Origin of the sequence: Streptomyces sp. NPDC057271, assembly GCF_042668715.1 — a bacterium.
In the GTDB taxonomy this organism is placed as follows: domain Bacteria; phylum Actinomycetota; class Actinomycetes; order Streptomycetales; family Streptomycetaceae; genus Streptomyces.
In genome coordinates, this window is the sequence record NZ_JBHUYJ010000075.1 from 1 (window position 1) to 19,993 (window position 19,993).

Here is a 19,993-nt window from a genome sequence, read left to right on the forward strand (position 1 = left end):
GGTTCGAGTCCGGTTCCGGGCACAGCTCCACGCAAGCGATCTACCTGCATGTATGGCGGGTTTCCGCCGTGATCCTTTTCCCGTGCGGGAACACATTGGGAACGCGTTGGGCTACGGTCCCAGCATGGCGAGCGTGCATGCGCGGAAGAACCGCGCTGGAGAGATCACCAGCTATCAGGTGAAGTGGCGTGACGCGGGACGCCGCAGCGGCGACCCCCAGTGGGCCACGGAGAAGTTCGATGGAGACGACAAGGGCAAGTCCGCAGCCGACCTCTTCAAGGAGGCTGTGGACGAGGCCGGGCAGCGATGGCCGGCGGGCTGGGTCAAGGGCCAGGGGTACATCGTTGCCGACGCTGCCGACGATGAGACCCGCTATCGGTTTCGCACCTACGCCACTCGGGTGATCGAACTCAAGACCGGTATCGAGGAGCACTACCGCAAGGCGTGCATGCGCGAGCTTGAGATGTACGTGTTCCCGACCTTTGGTGAGTGCGACGTCCGCAGCACCGAGCACTTCAGCAGCGACACCGTTCGAGGGTGGGTCCGCATCCTGGAGCAGACGAAGGTGCGCAAGGGCCGGGGGCCGCTCAACCGAAAGATGTCCCCGAAGACGATCCGCAATCTCCACGGGCTGCTCTCCAGCATCCTTAACGAAGCCGTCCAGGCCGAGCCGCCTCTGCGCGCGCGTAACCCCTGTGAGAGAACCGTCCTGCCGCGCGCAGACGACGGAGGAACTGCTGGCGACGACGAGGACATCGAGTTCCTCACCCCCCAAGAGGTCGCTGGTATCAGAGCGCACTTCACCCTCCGCCAGGACCAGTTGATGCTGGACGTCAAGTACGGCACGGGCACGCGCTACAGCGAGATCACAGCCCTGGCGCCCTTCTGTGTTCTCGACGCCGGCACGGCTCGCGTACGCCTTCAGGTGCACCGAGCGTGGAAAAAGGACGGAAACGGCGGTTACTACATCGGAATGCCGAAGTCGAAGCGCGGGCGGCGGACCATCCGAGTGAGCGCCACAGTGGTAGAGGCCCTTGAGGAACTGCGACGCGTCGAGCAACTCGAGGACGACGGCCTGTTCTTCACTGGCGACGAGGGCCAGCGGTTGCACTACTCGACGTTCGGGGACCGGTGGCAGCGCGCGGTCCGCAAGGCCAAGAAAGCCGGCGTGCTGCCCGTCTACAAGAACCCGACTCCGCACGACCTGAGGCACTCCCATGCGGCCGCCTTGATCTCCGCCGGGCACCCCCTGACCTACGTGCAACGGCGCCTTGGCCACGAGTCGATCAAGACCACGAGCGACCTCTACGGCCATCTGTTGCCCGAGGCGGACGATGATGCCATGGAGACCATTGAGTCGGCGCTCGCAGGCTCTCGGACCAAGCTCCGTTCTGTGGACGTCGCGTAGCCCGAGGCACGTCGACGCCCCTGCAGCGCGGTCGCGAGAAGCGGTCAGGGCTGCAGGGGCGTCGTGGTGTTGTGTCAGCCTGAAACCAGCCAGACCGCCGCCGTCGTAAGAGCGCCGACCGCGGCTCCTGCGAGCACGCACACGCCCTGCTGGAGGCGTTCGCGTGGGGCAGGGGCCGCAACAGGTGCGGTCGGGGTGCCGCTGAGCACCCCCTCGATTCGAGCGATTGCCACTTCCGTGCGCAGGTCGTCGATCTGCCGGTGCAGCGACCTGATCAGTGCGAACAGGGCGATCACGCCAGTGGCGATCACCCCCAGGACGATGACGCGGATGAGCTCCGTCACCTATATCCCACCCATCCCCGGATTGCCGGTTCAGTGAGTGTCCCCCCGTGCGCTGTGCGCTGGGCCTGTCTGTGAGCTCGCCCGCCAAGTGGGGCGTGGTGGGCGAGCGACCGTCGTGCGGGCGAGGGCCTATCCCCAGCCGGAGTCGTTCGCCGTCGACCCGGCCGAGGAGCTCGGCGTCGGGCTGTCGAGGGGCGCGGCGCTTGGTGCGTGCTCGGCGGCTGGAGGCGCTCCCCATCCAGAATCATCGGCGTGTGACGCAGACGCGGCTGTGAGCGCGCCAGCGCCCGCGAGCAGTGCCACGGTGGTGAGACGCACGATCATCCTCTTCATGATTCCCTCCCAGATTCAACCAGTAATCGAACAAGCTTCCGCAAGTTTCTAGCTGAACGTAGGCTGTCATGTGCATAGGGCAAGTTCCAAGCCATTCCAACGGGCGGCTTTCCGCCCGGCGGAATCCAGACGAGCGCGAGGAGCGGTGTTATGGAACCGGGGCGCAGTGTCAAGGGGGACCTGACGGACTCCGAGGCTGAGGCGTACGAGGCGATCGTCACCGGGGCGGGGTCCGCCGACGAGGCGGCTGTAGCCCGCCTGGAGGACTTGCGTCTCGTTGAACGGGTGGAGGGTCGCCAGGTGGCTCGGGATCCCCGTGTGGCTGCTCACGCGCTCCTGGGCGCAGTACGGGAAGAGCTCATGGCGCTGGCCACCCGCATGGAGCGGATCCCCGATATCGAAGCCCTCTCCGGCGTATACAACGCCAACCGGATGTTCGGAGGTACGGCGTCCGAGCTCGTCCACTCTAAGCAGTTGATGAACGAGCGAATTGAGCACATCATCGCCGGAGCGTCGACAGAGCTTCTCACTCTGCAGCCCGCCGATCCGGTGGATCGGGACCCTGAAGTGCAGTGGCGCGGGGTGAGGCGCGACCGTGCCCTTCTCGAACGGGGCGCTCGGGTTCGCTACCTGTACAGCGCAGCAGCACTCGAGCATGAGGTGACCGTCGAGTTGGCGGACGCGTTTCTGTCCGTCGGGGGCGAGGTCCGCGTCGGGCGACAGTTGCCGCCGCGCATGGTCATCGTTGACGGACGGCACCTGTTCGTGGGCAACTCGGTCGTTCCGGCCGAAGCTGACGCTGGCTGGCATGTGACTGATATCGCCTCGGTGTCGTGGGCCGGCGAGGTGTTCGCTAAGGCCTGGGAGGCGGCAACGCCGTGGAACCAGGCGCGGGCCAACGCGGCGGGGGCAGTCAGTACGGCGAGGCAACGGGACATCCTTCGTTGTATGGAACTCGGCGATGGGCAGCAGCAGATCGCCGAGCGCTCGGGTTGGAGTGAGCGCGTGATTGCCCGGGAGCTGGCGGCCTTGCGGCGTTCTCTGGGTATGCGCTCGACCTACCAGGTGATGATCTGGTGGGCGGGGACCGAGGAGCGCAAGCTGCCATAGGCCGCTGAATCTCTCGGCGGCGGGGTGTACTCGCGCGCTTGAAGATCAAAAAATGCTGATTTTATTCAGCCGACAAGTGATCGCACCCGGTCAACCGTTGACCGGGTGCGAGAACTGCCTGACGACGACTCATGGATCTACGAGCGCCAACGGGCGATAGGGGTCAAGCTCCGGTCCGTACGGCTCCACCAGAACTTGACCCAGGAGCGCGTCTATCTGGCGGCCAGGATTGATCGCGCCACCCTGCAAGCCATCGAGGCCGGCCGTGCCAACCCGAGCCTGACAGTCCTTCTGCGGATCGCTTACGTGTTGAACGTGCCGCTCGCCGAGCTCGTGAGGTAGCCCCCGCCTGCGGCGTGGGCCGGTCCGGCCGGGGCGGTGCTTTGCGGCTACTGGCCGCAGACGTTGCAGTTGTACATCTGCTGGGAGATGCAGTTGCCGTGATCGTCGTACACGTACACGGTCGACCGTGTGCCGGGGCACTGGCCGCCATCGGGTAACTGCCTACCGCACGGCGTGGCGTGATCCTGCTGGTGTCCCATGGGTGAACCTCTCCTTCTGGGTCGGTGTGGGCGCCCAGTAGCCCTTGCAGCCGGTGCAGAACCATCGCCACCTGTCCGGCGCGGCCGGAATGGCGGTGGTGGTGTCCTTCCAAAGGGCCGGCTGCGCCGGGCATCGCGGACATGACGGCGGCCTGTGCTCCATGCGGATCATCTCCCTTAGGTCTCGGTCCAGCGTGGTGCGTCGGCCGCGGGTGCGCTGTGCTGACCCGCCTCGGCCACCCGTACGGGGGACGGCTGACCGAGACGGGCGATCAGGGGGTGGCGATGCCGATCCCGATAGTGATCAGCAGTACGGCCACGACGAGGCAGTACACGAGCTGCCGTCGCTCGTCGCTCACCGGACGTCGGGGGCGAGCGGGGGCATGTTGGTCCGGCCGATGAAGGCGGCGCCGATCGCCTGCTGTGAGGCGCGGCGTTCGCGAAGGACGCGGACCATCACCCGGGCCGTCAACGCGAGATGCCGGGTGTACGACCAGGTGCCAAGCGGACCATCGTCGGGTCCGTCTTCCTTCAGCGCCGCCCAGGTCTTCAAGACCCCGGCCGCGCGCGCGTTCCGCTCGGCGGCGGGGATTCCCTCGACGCCGCCGGACAGCCCCTCGCAGCGGGACAGCAGCCGGTCGGTGAGGTCCGCGAGGGCGATGTTTCCGGGGTGGTGCCGCAGCGCGAGCGCCTCGGCGATGTCGTGTTCGGCGGCGGCCTCAGCCTGCTCCTCGAACACGTCGCACGCATGAAGGAGGATGCCTGCGAAGTCGACTTCGACCCCGGACGCGGGTTCGTCTGCTCTGTCGTGCTCGATCTGCTCGCGCATGGCCGCTCCCTACCGTCGCCGTGACCTGCGGTATCAACGACGGTAGGCGCGCCCCACGATGGGAGGGTGTAGGAAACTCCACCCCGCCCTAGGCTGCCAACAGGCCCACCTTCACGGCCAGCTCAGACGCCCGGCGCCGACGGCTGGCAGGCCGCGCCGAGCATTCCTCCAGGATCAGCGCCTTCGCGTAGCCGTTGTACCGAATCGTCTCCGGCGCGGCCTCGTGCGCCTTCTCCAGCGTGGCGATCGCGACGTCCGGCTGCCCGTCGAGCTGGTAGCCGCGGGCCTCCTCGATGCGGTGCCGCGCCCGGCGCGGCCGGGACGGGATCGTCGTGGCGTCTGCGCGCGCGGCCTGCCGTACGGACTCCGGGCCCGCGTGCAGCTCGACGGCCACAGTGAGCGCGTGCGCGCCGATGATGGCCTGGGAGAAGGAGGTTACGGGGTGGAAGTAGTCCGCAGGCAGGGCATTCGCCATCTTCCGGGCCTGGCTCCAGTGGCTCCACGCTGCGCCTTTCCTCCCGCGACGGGCCGCGGTGTACCCGGCTTCGAAGCGGAGTGCCCCGGCGATGGCGAGGACCCTCTCGTCGGCGTCCGCGAGTAGCGGGGTGAGGTGCTCCAGGGCCCGCACGGTGACGGCGTCGGCGGCGTCGTAGTGGTCGGGCCCGGAGTCTCGGTGCGCCTGCGCCATGAGCCAGGCGGAGACGCCGATGGCGTGCGGATCGGCGGACTGGGCGGCGGCAACCATGCTGCGCTCCGCCACCCGCCAGAGGAGAGACGCGTCCGGCTGGTAGGCCAGGAAAAACTGGCTGAGGCTGTAGACCTCGCTCAGCACGGCCTGCGCCGCGCGCCACTCGGCCGGCGCCTCGGCGTACTGCACAGCAAGGTGCGCGTCCCGGATAAGTCCCGGGAGCAGGCCGCCCACGATCTCACGGTGGTTCGGCGCCTCGTGCCTGGACTTCCAGGCGAGGGCGAGCCGCGCTGCAAGGTGCTCGGCGCGGGGCGGGGCCGCCACAGGGGCGCCGAAGGGCAGGGCGTCGACCGCGGCGCGGACGGCCGCGAGCCGCGGGTGGCCGGGGCCAGCAAAGAGAGGAGCAGGCATGTCGGTGCGTCCTGTGAGTTCGGAGAGGTCCCGGACCCTGAGGGCCTCGGCGGTCCTCAGCACTGTGCCGAGGCCGGGATCCTCGATGCGCCCGCTCTCGACCTGCTTGACCCAGTCGAGCGACTTGCCGATGAGGCCGGCGAGCACCGTCTGCGTCATGCCGCGCCGCTGGCGGAGGATCTGCATTCTCTGCCCGAATCGCAGGGGGTCTGCGTACGGGTCCGGGGTAGCATCGAATGACACGGCCTTGCCCCTATCTCTGGTCAGCCTCGACACCTACCAGGGTATGGGGCAAGGCTCTTGTCGTGTGATCCAGAACGCAGAAAACTGCCCCCTGCCCGGCCCGAAGGCCAGACAGGGGGCGTGGTGTCAGTTCGTGAGCAAGCTGATCGCCCAGCCGCCAGCCGTACCACCGAGCGTCGCCATACCGACGCCGATCCACACGAGCCGCTCGACCGAGGAGATACGCGGACCGTGGTCCGCCGCAGCCTTCGCGACAGCTTCCAGCGTGTCCACACGGCTCTCGACGGCCGTGAGCGCGTCACGGTGCTCACCCAACGCGCGGTCGGTCTGGTCGGACCGGTGGACGAGGAGTGCGAGGGCGCCGTCGACGCGGGCGAACCCTTCCTTCATCGTGCCGTGCATTCTCTCCAGTTCCAGGGCGACCTGTCCCGACTCGGTCGGCGTCACAGGCGGCCTTCCACGTCCCGGCCCGCGCGGCGCAGAGCCTCGACGAAGTCCGTGTGCATGGCTTCCTTGTCGAGGCGGAGGCGGACGGGCACGGTTCCTGTGGGTGCCTGGTACTCGGGCGGGCGGGCCCAGCCGAGGAGGAGTCCCGCGACGAGCCTGAGCGGCTCCCAGCCGATGCGGGCGGCGGCCTCCTCGGCCAGGCGGAGGAGCGCGTAGTAGGCGGCCGTCACGGCGACGGTGATGCCGCCCGCGACGGCCGTGGAGTCGACGTCGATACCGAGGGCGCCGGTCACGGTCAGGACCCATCCGGCGAGCAGCGGGACGATGGTACGCAGGAGGGAAGCGAGCAGGTTCACGAGGGGGGCTCCGTTCAGTTGGCGAGGCGGGTGGCGAGCTTGGTGGCGACGAGCTCGGCGATCTGCTCGGCGAGGGTGGGGTGCGCGGCGACCTTGGCCGCGAGCGTGTCGAGCTGCTCGGGCGTGAGCTCGGGAGCCTTCAGGGCGTCGAGCTTGGCCGCCACGTTGCGGGTCTCGTTGCGGGCCTGCAGCGCCAGCGTGTTCGTGTCACGCAGGTGCCAGTACGCGTCACGGGACACGCCTTTGCCCGTGTACGCCCACACGTCGACCGGGTCCATGTCGTCCTCCTCGGGGGTGGTGGTGCCGGGGTTCCAGCCCGGTGGGTGCTCGAGCCGCTCGGCGACGTCCCTGCGGAAGTCGTCCATGTCGCGGCGGGGGTCGAGCGGCTTGCGTCGGGTGGCTTCCTTGTGGGCCCACACGCTGTCCGCGGACCAGTTGTGGAAGCGGCAGCGGGCGGCCTGGACGCGGACGGCGACGTCGTACTGCTTCGCGGGCCACGCGCGGCCGGCGGAGCCGTCGTTCTCGACCTCCAGGCCGTAGGAGACAGCGTTGCCGTCGAGCTCGTCGGGCCCGGGCTCGGGGTGGTGGCTCTCCTCGTTCAGGACCGCGTTGTAGGCGTTGCGGGCGACCATGCCCGCGTGGTTCGCGCGGCCGTTGCCGACGAGGTAGAGGCGGCCGGAGCGGGCAAGGAAGTCGTGGCACAGCGGGCCGGGCAGGTCGGCCGAGCCGTTGAAGACGTAGGCCGGCATCCCCGGGCCCTCGCCCGCAGTGTGGTGGACCATCGTGGCGTGGACATCGCCCCAGCCGTCGCCACGCTGCCCGCGGTTGTGGGTGCGCCAGCCGGGCATCTCGACGATGTCGGTGACGCCCTCCGCGCGCAGGGCCTCGATCCACTGGTCGGGGGTCATGGGTGTGGCCATCAGGTGGTCCTGTCCGGTGCGGGGAGCGCGGCCCGTACGGCGCAGTCCTTGGCCTCGAGGAGTTTGCGCAGGGCGACGGTGAGTTCGGGGCCGTCGAGGTCGTCGCGGTCGGCCAGGCCGTGCGCGAGGTCGCCGAATGGGCGGCTGACCGACTGGAGCGGCTCGGGCAGGTGGTCGTGGGCGAAGTGCCGGAGCAGGCTGGCGACGGCGGGATGATGCGGGGACACGGGGCCTCCAGGAATGACGAGAGCCCCGGCCGGCGGCGCGGGGCTGGCGGTGGCGGGGTGTGGGGTCAGAGCGGGTCGTCGATGTAGGCGCCGTTCAGGATGATCGCGTTCGTGCCTGCGCCGGCGGCGGTGGGGACGCCGACGCGGAGCTGTCCGCTGGTCTGCAGGGTGGTGCGCACGCTGTAGAACGCGGATGCGGCGCCGAGGAGCGGCCAGCCCTGCTCGGCCACGGGCCGGTAGCCGGTGTTGAAGGTGAATGCGAGGGTGTCGACGTTCGCGGTCAGGGTGGCGACCTGGATGCGGCCGGTGTACTCCCAGCGCTCCACGCCGAGGATCCTCACCTTGCGCATCATGGGCGGGTTGCCGACGTTGGCAGAGAAGTTGGTGGCGAAGGACCCGATCGAGGACCACAGCGTCCACGGCATGATCTCTTCGATGAGCTGGGTGGTGAGCAGGTCGGCGGTGGCTTTCTGCCCGGCGGTGAAGGGGACGTAGACCACGGGTGGTTCCTCCTTACAGGGGCAGGACGACGGGCTTGGCGAGGCCGACTTTGGCGCCTGCGCTGTGGCTCTTGATGACGCCGTTGGCGGAGCGGGTCACCGTCATCAGCTGCGGGGTGGCGGTCAGGTTGTCCATGGACGCGGTGATCGGCAGCGTGTTGGTGAGCGATGCGCCCGCCTGTGTGCGGAACCCGAAGAGCCCGGCAGCGGTGAACGACGTGTCCGTGGCCGTGGCTTGCGGGGTGGGCGGCTCGCTGTTGGCGGCCGGCCAGACGCTCGCGGACAGGGTGTCGCCGGTCAGGGTGAAGCGCAGTGAGTACAGCGTGGCGGCCACGTAGGTGAGCCCGGTCGCGTAGGTGGCGAGCTGGGTGTCGACGCCCGCGACCATTTTGCGGATGGTCAGCGTCATCGCACCGCCGGCGGCGATCTGCACGCGCGCGTAGTAGAAGTCGTTGCCGTCCACGCGGCGGGCCATGGCGTTGATGAACACGTTGTCGCCGGTCGGCACCACGGACAGGGACCAGTCGAACACGGTGTCGGTGTCCGCGGAGGCGACCGGGATGGTGGTCGACCTCGGGGCGTTCAGTGTGGCGATCGAGTGCTGCCCCACGGTTCCGTTGACGGAGAAGTCCGCCGCCGAGCCGCCGGCCCTGGTCCACGCCTGCCCGGAGTCCGCAGTGCCCCACCCGTTGGCGACGCTCCGGGTGAAGGTGTCCTGCGCGGCTCCGGTGACGGCGGTGACGGTCATCCGCTCGCCGCCGATGGCGATGTCGAACGGCAGGTCACCGCTGTCGGTGGTCCACAGGGCGAGTCCGGTGGTGGCGACGGGCAGGGAGGTGGCCGTGGTGTCGATGCCCAAGACGAGCTCGGAGCCGCCGGTGTCGAGGCGGGAGTACTCGCCGGCGTCCAGCTGCAGCACGTCGTAGGGGGCGGCGGGCGTGCAGTTGAAGGTGATCAGCCACTTGGTCTCGCTGACGGTCTCCTTGTAGCCGCGGATGATGAGGTCGATGTCGTCGGGGCCGTGGTCGTCGGGCAGGCTGGTGAGCCGGATCTTGTCGCCGACGTCGGCGAGGTAGATGTCCCGCGCCAGCGCCTGCACGCGCGGGTTGCCGAGATTGAGAGTGATCTGCGTGTAGCGCAGGCCGTCGGCGGTCCCCAGGTGCAGCAGCCAGCCGGCGTGCTGCAGCGCCTGGGAGTCGGCGGCGAGGGAGAGGTCGTGGGATACGTCGTACCGGCCGATGGCCTCCACCGACTTGGGGCCCTCGGCGATCGTCTCGCGTGACGCCCGCCCGAACGTGCCGCCCTCGCGCTGGACGATGACGTCGTTCTCGGCGCGCAGGTCGTCGTCCAGCGGCTTGAACGGCGCGGAGATCACTCCGGTCGAGTAGTCCAGGGTGAGGGCCGGGTCCTGGTTGTACAGCGTGGTGCGGGTCCGGTAGAGCAGGGCGGCCTCGTCGCGCTGCTCCAGGGCGTAGCCGTGGTCGGCCCGGGCGATGGAGGCGAGCGCGTCGAGGAAGGTTTCCAGCTGCTGCACGCCGAGCGCGGTGGTGTCGGCGGTGTCGCCGTGCAGGACGGCCGGGACGCCCTGCTCGGCGCACAGGCGCAGGAACCGGTCGCCGGCGCGTTCGCCCTGGAAGCCGAACAGGGCGTCGTACATGTCGTCGGCGTCGGGGCCGGTCGAGTCCCAGCAGGTGACGAACCCGATGCTGGGCGTGGTGCCGGTCACCGCGTTCTGGAACCAGCCGGCACGCACCGAGAGGGGGGCTTTGCTGACGACGGCGTAGGTGCCGTCGTCGACGCTTGTCCCGTCGACGAACAGCTCCCACGCGGTGTTGCCGGAGCCGGGCTGGGGGGTGATGGTGAGGCGGATGTGGTGTGGCTGGTCGTCGAAGATGCCGGGGGAGGCGATGGTGGCCAGCGCGGAGACGGACGAGCTCGTCGCGCCGATCGCGGCGACGTCCACGAAGATCTCATCGGTGTCGGCCTCCAGGGAGACGTTCCAGGCGAGGCGGTTGTCCGCGTCGCTGGCCGCGCCCCGGTCGGTGGCCTGGAGGCTGACGCTGCCCTCCAGGAGTGAGGCGACGACGAACTCGGCCGACCAGCCGGAGGCGGCGGCGATGCTGTCGGGCAGCTGGCCGCGCATGGTGGCGTCACTTCCCGCCGGGACCTGCAGGACCGGCTCCACCCACTCGGCCAGCTGGCCCTGTGCCCACGTGATGGGGCCGCCGAGGGAGAAGAACGGGGTCATGACGGCGCCGTTGACGAGGGAGGTGGCGGCCGTGGACTGCTGTCCGTCGGTCAGGGGCCAGCAGTCGATGGGGGAGGCGGCGCGGATGTAGCGCAGCAGGGCGGACTCCAGGGGCCGTTTCCCGGCGCCGAGGCGGCGGGTGATCCCGGCCGGGGTGATGGGGACGGTGCGGTCGCTGCCGGAGGGGTCGAGTTCCGGGGGCCAGGCGGGGACTTCGCCCGCCATGCGGATGTGCCGGTTGGCCAGGGCCGCGGATCCGGCCACGGTCCACACCAGGCCGCCGGGGTCGGTGAAGGAGGTGTCCCCGGCTTGTGCGGTGGAGAAGTCGAGGTCGACTTTCAGGGTGCTGGTGGCTGCGTCGTAGAGCTGCAGGGCGTAGACGCGGCCGTTGACGCCGTTGCCGACGATTCCGGTGTTGGTGCCCAGGCTCAGGCCGGCGGTGCCGTCGATGAGGGTGGTGGTGCCGGCGCCGTCGGAGTCGGTGCCCAGCGAGTTCCACACGGTGGCGTTGATCGTGGGGGCCCAGTAGAACGAGACGAGGTGTCCGCCGGAGCCGTCGTCGACGTCGAGGACGACCCGCAGCGCGATGCGCTTGCGGGGCAGGTCGGGGAGCGGGTCGGGGGCGTTCGCCACCTTCTGGCTGGCGAACGTGCCGTCGGGGTACCAGGACAGCTGAGGGCGCAGGGTGGGCAGCTGGAAGGACCAGGCACGGTTGTCGCCCGTGGTGGAGAACCGGGAGGCGAGTTCCTTGGAGACGGAGTAGTCGTCGAGGGCGACCTCGATGCGCAGGTCCAGGTCGGTGACGCCGAGGACGGCATCGTCGGGGGTGGTGAGCGCCGAGGTGGTGTCGCCGGGCAGCAGCAGGTAGGGGTGTCCGGCGTCGACGGAGTACCGCATCGGCGTGTTCGGCCCGATCTTGTCGTACAGGGCCGAGGTCGGGTTCCTCCTGCTGTAGTCGCCGTGCCGGTTGTTCAGCAGCATGTCGGCCGACGAGGGCTCGGCCCTGGTTCCCTCGGCCTTCACCCCGCGCGACATGGCGACCCCGGCCGAAGCGCGGACGTCTCCGGTGCGGGCGTTCCACTGGCCGTCGTAGAACAGCTCCAGCAGATCCGGCGGCGGCAGGGCAACCATGGCTTACTCGTCCTCTCCTGCGTAGCGGGCGACCGAGGATCCGGCCTTGGTGCGCACCTCGTACTGGAACGCGTCCTGGAAGGCGCCGGAGTCGACCGACGGGGTGATGAGGACCTGCACCGGCTGCACCTTGCCGGTGGAGGGTGCGGCCATCGCGGTCGGTATCGCGATGAGCTGTTCGAGCTTGGACAGGGGCAGGACGGCCTCCTGCTCGCGGCCCTCGCCGATCATCGCGAGGGTGGGGCCGGTGGTGACACCGCCCTCGGCCAGGTACGGGATGAAGGGGATGAAGGGGATGCTGACGCCCGGGATGCGGTTCGCGCCGGAGATCAGGGTGTTGATGCCGCCGATGGCGCTGTTGATGAGCCAGATCGCCCCGTTGAGCGAGGTTTTCAGTCCGCTCGTGAGGCCGCTCCACATGTTGGTGAAGAAGCCCTTGATGCGGCCGATGGCGTCGGACACCGACTTGCTGATGTTGTCCCACGTGGTCCGGAACCAACTGGAGACGGCATCCCAGCCGCGCCGGATCGCGGGCAGCGGGTTCCATCGGTCGATGGCGTTCTTGGTGTTCTGGATCGCGTTCCGCACCCACTGAACGATCTTGTCCCACACCCACTTGAAGAAGTCGGCGATGGCGCCCCAGGCCCGTTCGACGTTGTCTTTGATCATCTCCCAGTAGGCGAGCAGCTGCGCCTTCACCCAGTCCCACTTCAGGACGAGGATCACGATGATCGCGATCAGGGCGATGATCGCGGCCACGATCAGGCCGATGGGGTTGGCCATCATCGCGATGTTCACGATCCAGATCGCGGCCGCCATCAGCCCCAGCGTGGTGATCACGATCAGCACGATCGGGATGAGTTCCTTGATGGTGTCCTTGTGCTCGGTGATGAAGCGGGACACCTCCTTGACGACCGGGAGCAGAGCCTCGCCGAGCGTCATCTGCAGGGTCCGCATCGCTGCGTCCATCTGCTGCGCGGGCGAGGCCTGCATGCTGTCGGTCAGCTTCTTGGACGCGCCGGCCGCGGTGTCCATTCCCGACGCGGCCTTCGCGGTCTCCGGGTTCATGGCGAGCAGCGCGTCGGCCGCCTCGCCGGCCATGTCGCCGAACAGTGCGACGCCGAGCTGCGCGCGCTTCGCGGGGTCCTCCACTCCGCGGAGCTTGTCGAGGGTGAGCTGCAGCGCGTCGGCCGCGGGCTTGCCGCCCTTGCCGATGTCGGCCAGCATCTTCGTGCCGTTCAGGCCGAGGGCCTTGAAGCCCTCCTTGGCGCGGTCGGTCTCCTCGGAGGTGATGCGCGCGAACTCGTGGAGCACGTCGGCGGCCTGGTCGATGTCGCGGCCGCCCGCCTTCACGAACTGCGACATCAGCCCGAAGCTGGTCGAGGCGTCCAGGCCGATCCGCTTGAAGTGCTGGCCGTACTCCGTGACGATCGCCGGCAGGTCGGCCACCATGCTCTTCGGCAGCGTCTGCGCGGCCCGGGTGAGGACGTCGAACGCCTCTGTGCCGTCCTTCACCAAGCCCTGGTTAATGAGCTGCCCGGCCGCCGTGGACGCGTCGGCGACATCGATCTCGAAGGTCTTGGCGAACGCCAGACTCTTCTTCGTCATGTCCTCCAGCTCGGCGTCGGTGAAGTCGCCGAGCTTGCCCATGGCGCTGGTGACGGACGCGAGGCCGGTGGACACGTCGCTGAGGGACTCGCCGAACCCGGAGCTGAAGACGTCGCCCGCGATGCCGCCGGCACGCTCGGCCTCCGCCTCAGTCAGGTTCAGCGAGTTCTGCAGCTGGTGCTGCGCCTCGGCGATGTCCATGGCCGCCGCGATCCCCGCGGCGAACACCGCTCCGGCGGCCAGGCCCGCGGCGGCGGCCGGAGCGGCGAGGCCGTCGAGCCGGTTGGTGGTCTCCTCGACGCCCTGGTCGACGCCGGAGGAGTCCATGCCGATACGGACCAGGAGCTCGTCGAGGATGGTCATCGGTTACGCCCTTCCTGTCTGCCGGACTTGGTGAATGTGGCCTGGAGGCCCTTGACGACGGACAGGAGTTCGCGGCCGCTCCTGCGGGGGCGGGCGGCGCGATTCCACTGGACCAGGTGGTCCTTCAGGCGGGGCCGTTGGCCCTTCTTCATGTGCGGGGCGGCGACGTCCATGCCGAGCCGGGCGAACAGCAGGTCGAACCGGGTGGGGCCGATCGGTCCGTAGAGGTTCTGGTACGCGATCAGCCGGATCATCTCCTCCTCGGAGAACCGCTCCAGCACTTCGCCCGGCGGAAGGCGGAAGGCGGCGGCCAGGTCGTAGAGGAGTCTCAGCTCTGGCCGTCGTCGAAATCCGCCTCGGCGTCCTTCACCTTCTGGGTGAAGTCCTTGCCGTCGCCGGACAGATGCCGGACCAGCTCGAACAGCCCGTTGACGATTCCGGCAGACCTCTTGCTGAGGATCGAGATGCCCTCGCGCAGGTCGGTGAAGACGAGCTCGCCGGTCTCCTGGTCGCGCAGGGCCTTGGCGACGATCTCGGCCTTGCGGGAACGCAGGCTCATCTCGATGCCGGTCGCCTCATCCCGGCGGGTCATCTTCGTCAGGCTGTTCTGGTAGGCCTCCCAGTCGCCGGACGGCAGGCCGCACACCCGGAAGCGGGCGCCGGGTACCCACTCGGGGATCTCCACGTCGTCCTGGTGCTTGATGTCCTGCGCGGCGCGGATCTGGTCCTTCAGCGATGCCATGGTGGATGGTGCTCCTGTCAGCCGGTCGGGGTGAGGGTGGGCATGCCGCTGATCTTGAACGTGGCGGTGCGCTCCATCTTGTTCTCGGTGGGGTACTCCTCCCCGAGGTTGGTGATCAGCGCGGAGAACTCCCAGGTGTGCTCGTCCGGATCGCCCGGCAGGATGATCACCTGGTAGTCGCGCAGGTCGTCCTCCTCGAAGTCGGCGTCGAGAGCCGAGTGTGTGGAGTTGCCGGGGTTGTAGTTGATCGTGATCTCGACCTCGCCGCCGTCCTTCAGCCCCTTGATGAACTCGCGGTACTTGTTCGGGGAGTCGTGGGCGGTGACCTCGATGGCCTCACGCGACCGTGACGGGCCGCTGATGTCGGTCACGTTGGCGACCACGGCGAAGCTGCCGGACCCCGTGGTGTCCCGCAGGAACTGCGTGCCGAATGCGTCCTTACCTGCCACGATCAGACTCCCAGCTTGAGAACGGCGACGGTCACGGACGTGACTCCGTCGTAGGTGATCGCGGCGCGCCCGGTGGCGCCGCGGAAGAGGTTGGTCAGCGGGATGATCCCGACGTCACCGGCGGCCACCACGAGCGTGGCGTCCGCGATCGCGTGGCCGTCGACCGTGCCGGGTGTGGCGATGGTGGCGGTGTGCGGGCTGGCGTCGCCGTTGAAAACGGCCAGGAAGTGATCCGGGCCTACGGGTGCGGTGTCCCCGCCACCGGCGGCGGCCACGGCTGCGCCCGCGAGGTCCGCGACACCGCCGAGGGTCGGGACGAGGGTGGCTGTCAGGGCTGCCATCGGTCCTCCTTCGAACATGGGTGAGCCCCGGTCCGCAGTTCGGTCCGGGGTTGGGGTGAGGGGTGGGTCAGACGGCCTGCGCGGTGATGACGCGGTACCGCTGGATGAGGTGCCGGATGTCGCCCGGCGGTTCCGGGTCGGTCAGCGGCTGGCCGAACTCGAAGCGGGTGACGATGTGGTCGTAGCCGTCGACCGTGAGCGGCTGGTGGTCGAGCAGCGTGGTGAGCCGGCCGCCGATCTGCAGCACCCGTTTGTAGCCGCGGTACTGGTCCCACACGTGCAGCGTGGGGACGGTCTCCCAGCCGTGCCGGTCGTGGCTGTTGTCCGGGACCTCGGTCGCCTCGCCGATCACGACGAATGGGTACGGGACATCCTCGGGCAGGTAGTCGTACACGGAGACGCCGAGGGCCTGCAGTTCGCTGTCGGCGGCGAGCAGTGCCCGGATCGCTCCCTGGATCGTGAGCATCGGGGAGACGGGCGGCGGGATCGTCACCTCAGCACCCTCCTCACTTCTTCCGTGAGCCGCGCGCGGTACCGGCCGCGTTCGGCCTCGAGGGCCGGGCGGAGCGCGGGCTGTGCCTGGAACCGGCGGGTGCCGTACTCGAGGAACCTGGCGTAGTACTCGCTGTCGTTGTGCCAGCCGACCAGGGCGGTGAGGTCGTGATCCTTGTACGTGATGTCGACCTTGTCGTGCAGGTTGCGGGAGTCCTTGGCGACGTCGCGCTGGGTGTCGGACTTGACCGCCTCGGCGGACTCCTTCACCGCCTTCTTCAGCGCCGTGATGATGTCCTCGCCCAGGTCCTCGAGCTGGGCGGCCAGCCGGTCCGCGCCGAGGATCTGCACGGTCATTCCCGAGCGGGCCATGTCACCCTCCCTGCCGCTGGATCAGCTTGCACTCGGCCTTGCGGTAGCGGGTGCTGGAGGGTTCGACGACGAACGTGACCTTCAGGACCTGCCCGCCGCCGCGTAGTTCGTCGCCGCGCTCGACGTCGGCGGTGGGCAGGAGGAACACGTCGTGGGTGTGCTCGGCACTGGCCTGCTGCGCGAGGATCCGGTCCGACGCGGACGGCTGGTCGACCTTGCCCCGCACGTCGCTCTGCCGTACCCAGGTCGACTCCTGGCCGCCGTAGCCGTCGTCGGTGAACGCCTCCCGCCACACCTCCAGCGTCCGGTTGAGCCACCGGCCGACGCTCATGTCCGGGCCCGGTAGGTTCCCAGCGTCCGCACGTCTGCGGGGGTCAGGCTCATACCGAGGGCCTCGGCCGCCCACGCGCGTGAGTGGTCGCCGAGAGTCTCGGAGGACAGCTGCTCGGGGTTGGACCAGCCGGCCGCCGCGAGCCGCAGACAGATCCGCTTGGGCCCCGCGGGTACGGGGGCGTACCCGGGCGTGTACACGACCTCTACGGCCCGGTCGTGGGTGGGCCATTCCGCTCCCCGGCGGTGCAGGATCCCCGCGGCCGACCACGTGTAGTCGGCGTCCTTCCCGAAGACGAGTTCCTCGCCGTCCTCGGTGAGGGTGACCGACTCCACCGCGGTGACCGGCCACCGCGGCAGGATCAGCTTCCGCGACCCGGTGCCCCCCGAATACCGGGCGTCGTCCTCGGTCGGCCCGTCCAGGATCACCGTGTCCGTGGACTGTTCGAGCGGCTGCCCGGTCTCGTCCTCGATGACGCCCTGGGCGAGTTCGATGAGGAGCTCGGCCGTCGCGGTCTCCTCCTCGGTGAACGACTCCATGCGCAGCAGGCGGCGCAGCTCGTCCGGGATGGCGTACGCCATCAGTCCCCGGCCCCCTCGTCCTCGTCGCGGCGGCGCTCGAGCTCGGCGACGACCACCGCCAGGAGCTCGGCCTTCTTCTTCGCGTCGCCGAGGTCGATCTCCTGCCCCGCGGCGAACGCCTTCAGCTGGTCGACGGTCATCTCCTCGACCGGCGGCGGGCCGTCCTGGCCGTCGCCGCCCGTCTCGGTGCCGCCGGTGGCGGCCTTGGCCCGGGCGGCCTTCCTCCGGCGGGGCTCGTCGACCGGTCGGCAGTCGCCGGCGGCGATACGCCGGGCGGCCTCCGCGTCGTCCATGTCGACGATGGCGCCCTCGGGCTGGTTGCCGTACTTCGGGCTGGCCATCAGCCGCAGCATCTCGACTCGCATGGGTCCTCCTGCGTGTTCTCCCCCTTGGACGCGGCCGGGCCCCGCCGGTGGTCGGCGGGGCCCGGGCGGCCGTGCGGGACTCGGATGGGTCAGGGTCAGGGCTTGACGCGGCCCTTGGCGCGAATGACGTTCACGCCGAACGAGGCATCGCCCGTGCCGGCGTCGGTCGCCACGGCGCGGATGTACCGCTTGATGCCGTGGTAGCCGATCACGGTCACGGTGGCCGCGGTGAGGGTGGCGGGCTCGGTGCCGTCCAGGTCGGCGTCGGCGACCGCCGTGTACCCGGAGCCGGAGGCGTCGGACTCCTCGATCTCGATGGAGAACGCGGCGTCGGTGACCACGCCGGTGGTGATGACGACGGCGGCCGCGTCGTAGTTCGCCAGGTCCACGGCGGTGCCGGTCGCCGTGGCGGTCCGGGCGGCCGGTGTCAGTGTGGTGACGACGTCGATGCTGTTCTTGATGTCGGTGCGCATGGGTGCTGCTCCTGTCTACGGGTGGGCCTGCGCGGGGCGCGGGTCAGGCGACGACGTCGTTGGACTGCAGGCGTACGAACGCCTCCGCGAGGACGGGCATGCCGTCGGCCTCCTGGCGGCCGATGAACCCGACCTGGTTGGTCTCGGCGTACAGCTCGTTGAGGCGCTGCACCTCGAACTGCAGGGCCTCGGCGATCCAGTAGTACTTGAAGTCGCCGAGCAGGCCGACGTAGTCGCCGTCGCCGAACGTCGAGGGTGCGAACTCCGACATGATGTACGGCAGGTCGAGGATCTTGTCCGGCTCGCCGTCGGCGAGGCCGGCGCGCCAGACGTAGTTGCCGTCGCCGTCCTTCAGCTTCCGCACGGAGGCGATCATCAGCCGGTGGAACAGCCACGAGGCGCGCCGGTGGTAGGCGCCCTTGAGGGTGAACTTCGCGGTGATCAGGTCGTCCGCCGCGTTGCCCCCGGTGTCGTTGACGAACCCGGTCCCGGACGTGGAGATGTCGACGTCCCGCGAGGTGGGGATGCCGTCGGTGTGCGCGGTGAACAGGCCGAGCGGCTTCTGGTTGCCGTCGCCGGTCATGTAGGCCTTCTCGGCGGTGACGCCGAACTTGTAGGCCATGCGCTCGCGGACGAGGGTCTCGGGATTCATCACGGCGGCGCGCATCAGCTTGCGGCTGATCTTGACCCGCTTGGCCAGCGGGTGCGGGCGCAGCTCCCGCTTGCCGATCCGCAGAGCGTCGTCCTGCTGGCCGGTGGCGAGCTCGCTCGTCCAGTCGGCGTCGTTCAGATCGGTGTCCAGCGTGGGCACGCCCAGGCTCTCGGCCTGGGTGAGCTGGTGCACGGTCGCAAGTCCCCGCAGCGCCACCATGTCGTCGACGCCCTTGAGCAGGTCCTTGACGAACTGCTGCGGGGCGACGAGGAATCCGCCCTCCGGGTCGTTGCCGGCGTTCAGCGCGCGGGCCTGCCGCTCGGTCAGGACGGAGCGCCCGCCCAGGAGGTAGGCGCGCAGCGCGCCCATGGCCTCGTCCCCGCCCGGCTTGCCGCCGCGCTCGAGGTCCTCGCCGTCGGCGCGCTCGTCTTCCTCGAGCTTCTCGGCCCGCTCGATGGTGCGGTCCAGGCCGTCGCGCTCGTCCATGAGCTTGTCGAACCGGACCTCCTCCTCCGGGGTCATGGCGCGGCCCGCGTCCTCGGCCTCCTTCATGATCGCCCGGGCGTCCGCGCCGAGCTTGGTGCGCTTGGTGCGCAGCTCCCGAATGTTGGGCATCGGGGTTCTCCTTCTGGTTCTGGGGTGTGGTGTGCCCCGCGCGGCTGCGCGGCGCGAGGGGGTCAGAGTCCGGCGAGGCGCGCCAGGCGCGCGGCGTCGACGAGCGGGGCCGGGGCCTGGCGTTCGTCGTCCTCGTCCGTGCCGCCGGCCGCGTCGAGGAGTTCGGTGAGCGCGTCACGCGCGTTGGTGACGATCTGCTTGTTCTTCTTGGACAGCACCGCGCCCGCCCGGACGCCGGCGGCATCCAGCTCGGCGAGGCGGGCGAGGAGGGCCTGCACGCTCTCGTCGGGTGTCTGCCGGATGTCGAGGCAGCGGACCAGGTCCAGAGCGCTGCGCCCGGACTCGACGATCGCGTTCGGGTCCATGGGCAGGGGGACGGCGGAGACCTCGAACAGCTCCCAGCCCTCGGGCACTCCGGCGTCGTCGATGTTCCAGACGTCGAAGCCGATGGAGAACGCGTTCAGGAACCCGCCGCGGTACTTCCGCTCGACCTTGACGGCGAACTCGTCCTCCTGGTCGAAGAGCAGGTCCATGCGCAGCTTGTCGCCGTCGATCCACGTCCGCTCGGAGCGGCCGATCGGCAGGCCGTCGCGGCCCCAGTAGCTGTGCCCGTAGCCGACGACGGGGTTGGCCTCGAACCGTCCGAGGTCGGCACCCTTCATCGTCAGGTTCAGTCCGTCGCCCTTGCGGCCCTCGGTCGCGGCGATGATCGACAGCGGCTTGTCCGCCTCGTCGCCGTCCGCGCGCTCGACGTAGCCGCGCACGTAGCGCCGCTCCTTCATCGGTTCCTCCTGGGTTCTCGGGTCTGCCGGTCACGCGGCGGGGTGTCCTGCTGGCGCGGCTGGAACGTCGCGGTACGAAGCGGCTCGCGG

The 19,993-nt window shown here is 69.4% G+C and carries 26 protein-coding genes; 3 read left to right on the top strand and 23 right to left on the bottom strand.

What is annotated here, in order from left to right; translation table 11 throughout:
- Window positions 1-124 precede the first annotated feature (124 nt).
- The gene (locus ACFUJR_RS27640; RefSeq protein ID WP_383175199.1) at window positions 125-1,408 is read left to right on the top strand and encodes a tyrosine-type recombinase/integrase; all 1,284 of its coding nucleotides are present in this window, start codon (window positions 125-127) and stop codon (window positions 1,406-1,408) included.
- Between the two features lie 74 nt (window positions 1,409-1,482).
- Here ACFUJR_RS27640 and ACFUJR_RS27645 read toward each other — a convergent pair whose 3' ends face one another.
- The gene (locus ACFUJR_RS27645) at window positions 1,483-1,752 is read right to left on the bottom strand and encodes a hypothetical protein (RefSeq protein WP_383175202.1); all 270 of its coding nucleotides are present in this window, start codon (window positions 1,750-1,752) and stop codon (window positions 1,483-1,485) included.
- 693 nt (window positions 1,753-2,445) lie between these two features.
- Here ACFUJR_RS27645 and ACFUJR_RS27650 point away from each other — a divergent pair.
- Window positions 2,446-3,195, top strand: a complete 750-nt coding sequence (locus ACFUJR_RS27650; RefSeq protein ID WP_383175205.1) for a hypothetical protein — start codon at window positions 2,446-2,448, stop codon at window positions 3,193-3,195.
- A gap of 105 nt (window positions 3,196-3,300) precedes the next feature.
- Window positions 3,301-3,537, top strand: a complete 237-nt coding sequence (locus tag ACFUJR_RS27655; protein ID WP_383175208.1) for a helix-turn-helix domain-containing protein — start codon at window positions 3,301-3,303, stop codon at window positions 3,535-3,537.
- 47 nt (window positions 3,538-3,584) lie between these two features.
- Here the strand turns inward: ACFUJR_RS27655 and ACFUJR_RS27660 are convergent, their stop codons facing one another.
- From ACFUJR_RS27660 to ACFUJR_RS27765, 22 genes are all read right to left on the bottom strand, one after another.
- Window positions 3,585-3,737: a hypothetical protein gene (locus ACFUJR_RS27660; protein ID WP_383175211.1), complete on the bottom strand. Its 153-nt coding sequence runs from the start codon at window positions 3,735-3,737 to the stop codon at window positions 3,585-3,587.
- Window positions 3,738-4,092: 355 nt separating this feature from the next.
- Complete coding sequence (locus tag ACFUJR_RS27665) at window positions 4,093-4,566, bottom strand: hypothetical protein (RefSeq protein WP_383175213.1); 474 nt, start codon at window positions 4,564-4,566, stop codon at window positions 4,093-4,095.
- An 88-nt stretch (window positions 4,567-4,654) separates the two neighbouring features.
- Window positions 4,655-5,908 (bottom strand): helix-turn-helix domain-containing protein, encoded by a 1,254-nt coding sequence (locus tag ACFUJR_RS27670; protein WP_383175216.1) that lies wholly within the window; start codon window positions 5,906-5,908, stop codon window positions 4,655-4,657.
- 126 nt (window positions 5,909-6,034) lie between these two features.
- On the bottom strand, window positions 6,035-6,310 hold the full coding sequence (locus ACFUJR_RS27675) for a hypothetical protein (protein WP_383175263.1): 276 nt from the start codon (window positions 6,308-6,310) through the stop codon (window positions 6,035-6,037).
- Between the two features lie 41 nt (window positions 6,311-6,351).
- A complete protein-coding gene (locus ACFUJR_RS27680) occupies window positions 6,352-6,711 on the bottom strand; it encodes a hypothetical protein (protein WP_383175219.1) in 360 nt (119 codons plus the stop codon).
- A 14-nt stretch (window positions 6,712-6,725) separates the two neighbouring features.
- Window positions 6,726-7,631, bottom strand: coding sequence for an N-acetylmuramoyl-L-alanine amidase (locus tag ACFUJR_RS27685; RefSeq protein WP_383175222.1), 906 nt, complete (start codon window positions 7,629-7,631; stop codon window positions 6,726-6,728).
- Window positions 7,631-7,858 (bottom strand): hypothetical protein, encoded by a 228-nt coding sequence (locus ACFUJR_RS27690; protein ID WP_383175225.1) that lies wholly within the window; start codon window positions 7,856-7,858, stop codon window positions 7,631-7,633. The genes ACFUJR_RS27685 and ACFUJR_RS27690 overlap by 1 nt, the downstream gene beginning before the upstream one ends.
- Before the next feature lie 65 nt (window positions 7,859-7,923).
- The gene (locus ACFUJR_RS27695) at window positions 7,924-8,358 is read right to left on the bottom strand and encodes a hypothetical protein (RefSeq protein WP_383175228.1); all 435 of its coding nucleotides are present in this window, start codon (window positions 8,356-8,358) and stop codon (window positions 7,924-7,926) included.
- 13 nt (window positions 8,359-8,371) lie between these two features.
- Window positions 8,372-11,737: a hypothetical protein gene (locus ACFUJR_RS27700; protein ID WP_383175231.1), complete on the bottom strand. Its 3,366-nt coding sequence runs from the start codon at window positions 11,735-11,737 to the stop codon at window positions 8,372-8,374.
- Between the two features lie 3 nt (window positions 11,738-11,740).
- Window positions 11,741-13,708 carry a phage tail tape measure protein gene (locus ACFUJR_RS27705; RefSeq protein ID WP_383175234.1) on the bottom strand — a complete coding sequence of 656 codons (1,968 nt, stop codon included), beginning with the start codon at window positions 13,706-13,708 and terminating at the stop codon, window positions 11,741-11,743.
- Window positions 13,705-13,989 carry a hypothetical protein gene (locus ACFUJR_RS27710; protein ID WP_383175237.1) on the bottom strand — a complete coding sequence of 95 codons (285 nt, stop codon included), beginning with the start codon at window positions 13,987-13,989 and terminating at the stop codon, window positions 13,705-13,707. Before ACFUJR_RS27710 ends, ACFUJR_RS27705 begins: the two co-directional genes overlap by 4 nt.
- Before the next feature lie 47 nt (window positions 13,990-14,036).
- Complete coding sequence (locus ACFUJR_RS27715; RefSeq protein ID WP_383175240.1) at window positions 14,037-14,450, bottom strand: hypothetical protein; 414 nt, start codon at window positions 14,448-14,450, stop codon at window positions 14,037-14,039.
- A 17-nt stretch (window positions 14,451-14,467) separates the two neighbouring features.
- A complete protein-coding gene (locus tag ACFUJR_RS27720; RefSeq protein ID WP_383175243.1) occupies window positions 14,468-14,899 on the bottom strand; it encodes a phage tail tube protein in 432 nt (143 codons plus the stop codon).
- Between the two features lie 2 nt (window positions 14,900-14,901).
- Entirely contained in the window at window positions 14,902-15,240 is a 339-nt protein-coding gene (locus ACFUJR_RS27725) for a hypothetical protein (protein WP_383175246.1), read from the bottom strand.
- Window positions 15,241-15,307: 67 nt separating this feature from the next.
- On the bottom strand, window positions 15,308-15,733 hold the full coding sequence (locus ACFUJR_RS27730; RefSeq protein ID WP_383175249.1) for a DUF3168 domain-containing protein: 426 nt from the start codon (window positions 15,731-15,733) through the stop codon (window positions 15,308-15,310).
- On the bottom strand, window positions 15,730-16,104 hold the full coding sequence (locus ACFUJR_RS27735; RefSeq protein WP_383175252.1) for an HK97-gp10 family putative phage morphogenesis protein: 375 nt from the start codon (window positions 16,102-16,104) through the stop codon (window positions 15,730-15,732). Before ACFUJR_RS27735 ends, ACFUJR_RS27730 begins: the two co-directional genes overlap by 4 nt.
- A gap of 1 nt (window position 16,105) precedes the next feature.
- Window positions 16,106-16,435, bottom strand: a complete 330-nt coding sequence (locus tag ACFUJR_RS27740; RefSeq protein ID WP_383175255.1) for a phage head closure protein — start codon at window positions 16,433-16,435, stop codon at window positions 16,106-16,108.
- Window positions 16,432-17,016, bottom strand: a complete 585-nt coding sequence (locus tag ACFUJR_RS27745) for a hypothetical protein (protein WP_383175258.1) — start codon at window positions 17,014-17,016, stop codon at window positions 16,432-16,434. The genes ACFUJR_RS27740 and ACFUJR_RS27745 overlap by 4 nt, the downstream gene beginning before the upstream one ends.
- Window positions 17,016-17,381: a hypothetical protein gene (locus ACFUJR_RS27750; protein WP_383175261.1), complete on the bottom strand. Its 366-nt coding sequence runs from the start codon at window positions 17,379-17,381 to the stop codon at window positions 17,016-17,018. Before ACFUJR_RS27750 ends, ACFUJR_RS27745 begins: the two co-directional genes overlap by 1 nt.
- Window positions 17,382-17,476: 95 nt before the next feature.
- Window positions 17,477-17,854 (bottom strand): hypothetical protein, encoded by a 378-nt coding sequence (locus tag ACFUJR_RS27755; protein ID WP_383168580.1) that lies wholly within the window; start codon window positions 17,852-17,854, stop codon window positions 17,477-17,479.
- Window positions 17,855-17,897: 43 nt separating this feature from the next.
- Complete coding sequence (locus ACFUJR_RS27760; protein WP_383168584.1) at window positions 17,898-19,121, bottom strand: phage major capsid protein; 1,224 nt, start codon at window positions 19,119-19,121, stop codon at window positions 17,898-17,900.
- Between the two features lie 62 nt (window positions 19,122-19,183).
- Window positions 19,184-19,903, bottom strand: a complete 720-nt coding sequence (locus ACFUJR_RS27765) for a hypothetical protein (RefSeq protein ID WP_383168586.1) — start codon at window positions 19,901-19,903, stop codon at window positions 19,184-19,186.
- Between the last annotated feature and the right edge of the window lie 90 nt (window positions 19,904-19,993).

Bases quoted from the DNA above. Each gene is read 5' to 3' on its own strand.
- ACFUJR_RS27640 (WP_383175199.1), top strand. From the start codon at position 125: ATGGCGAGCGTGCATGCGCGGAAGAACCGCGCTGGAGAGATCACCAGC.
- ACFUJR_RS27650 (WP_383175205.1), top strand. From the start codon at position 2,446: ATGGCGCTGGCCACCCGCATGGAGCGGATCCCCGATATCGAAGCCCTC.
- ACFUJR_RS27660 (WP_383175211.1), bottom strand. From the start codon at position 3,737: ATGGGACACCAGCAGGATCACGCCACGCCGTGCGGTAGGCAGTTACCC.
- ACFUJR_RS27665 (WP_383175213.1), bottom strand. From the start codon at position 4,566: ATGCGCGAGCAGATCGAGCACGACAGAGCAGACGAACCCGCGTCCGGG.
- ACFUJR_RS27675 (WP_383175263.1), bottom strand. From the start codon at position 6,310: ATGCACGGCACGATGAAGGAAGGGTTCGCCCGCGTCGACGGCGCCCTC.
- ACFUJR_RS27685 (WP_383175222.1), bottom strand. From the start codon at position 7,631: ATGGCCACACCCATGACCCCCGACCAGTGGATCGAGGCCCTGCGCGCG.
- ACFUJR_RS27700 (WP_383175231.1), bottom strand. From the start codon at position 11,737: ATGGTTGCCCTGCCGCCGCCGGATCTGCTGGAGCTGTTCTACGACGGC.
- ACFUJR_RS27705 (WP_383175234.1), bottom strand. From the start codon at position 13,708: ATGACCATCCTCGACGAGCTCCTGGTCCGTATCGGCATGGACTCCTCC.
- ACFUJR_RS27715 (WP_383175240.1), bottom strand. From the start codon at position 14,450: ATGGCATCGCTGAAGGACCAGATCCGCGCCGCGCAGGACATCAAGCAC.
- ACFUJR_RS27725 (WP_383175246.1), bottom strand. From the start codon at position 15,240: ATGGCAGCCCTGACAGCCACCCTCGTCCCGACCCTCGGCGGTGTCGCG.
- ACFUJR_RS27735 (WP_383175252.1), bottom strand. From the start codon at position 16,104: ATGGCCCGCTCGGGAATGACCGTGCAGATCCTCGGCGCGGACCGGCTG.
- ACFUJR_RS27740 (WP_383175255.1), bottom strand. From the start codon at position 16,435: ATGAGCGTCGGCCGGTGGCTCAACCGGACGCTGGAGGTGTGGCGGGAG.
- ACFUJR_RS27745 (WP_383175258.1), bottom strand. From the start codon at position 17,016: ATGGCGTACGCCATCCCGGACGAGCTGCGCCGCCTGCTGCGCATGGAG.
- ACFUJR_RS27750 (WP_383175261.1), bottom strand. From the start codon at position 17,381: ATGCGAGTCGAGATGCTGCGGCTGATGGCCAGCCCGAAGTACGGCAAC.
- ACFUJR_RS27755 (WP_383168580.1), bottom strand. From the start codon at position 17,854: ATGCGCACCGACATCAAGAACAGCATCGACGTCGTCACCACACTGACA.
- ACFUJR_RS27760 (WP_383168584.1), bottom strand. From the start codon at position 19,121: ATGCCCAACATTCGGGAGCTGCGCACCAAGCGCACCAAGCTCGGCGCG.
- ACFUJR_RS27765 (WP_383168586.1), bottom strand. From the start codon at position 19,903: ATGAAGGAGCGGCGCTACGTGCGCGGCTACGTCGAGCGCGCGGACGGC.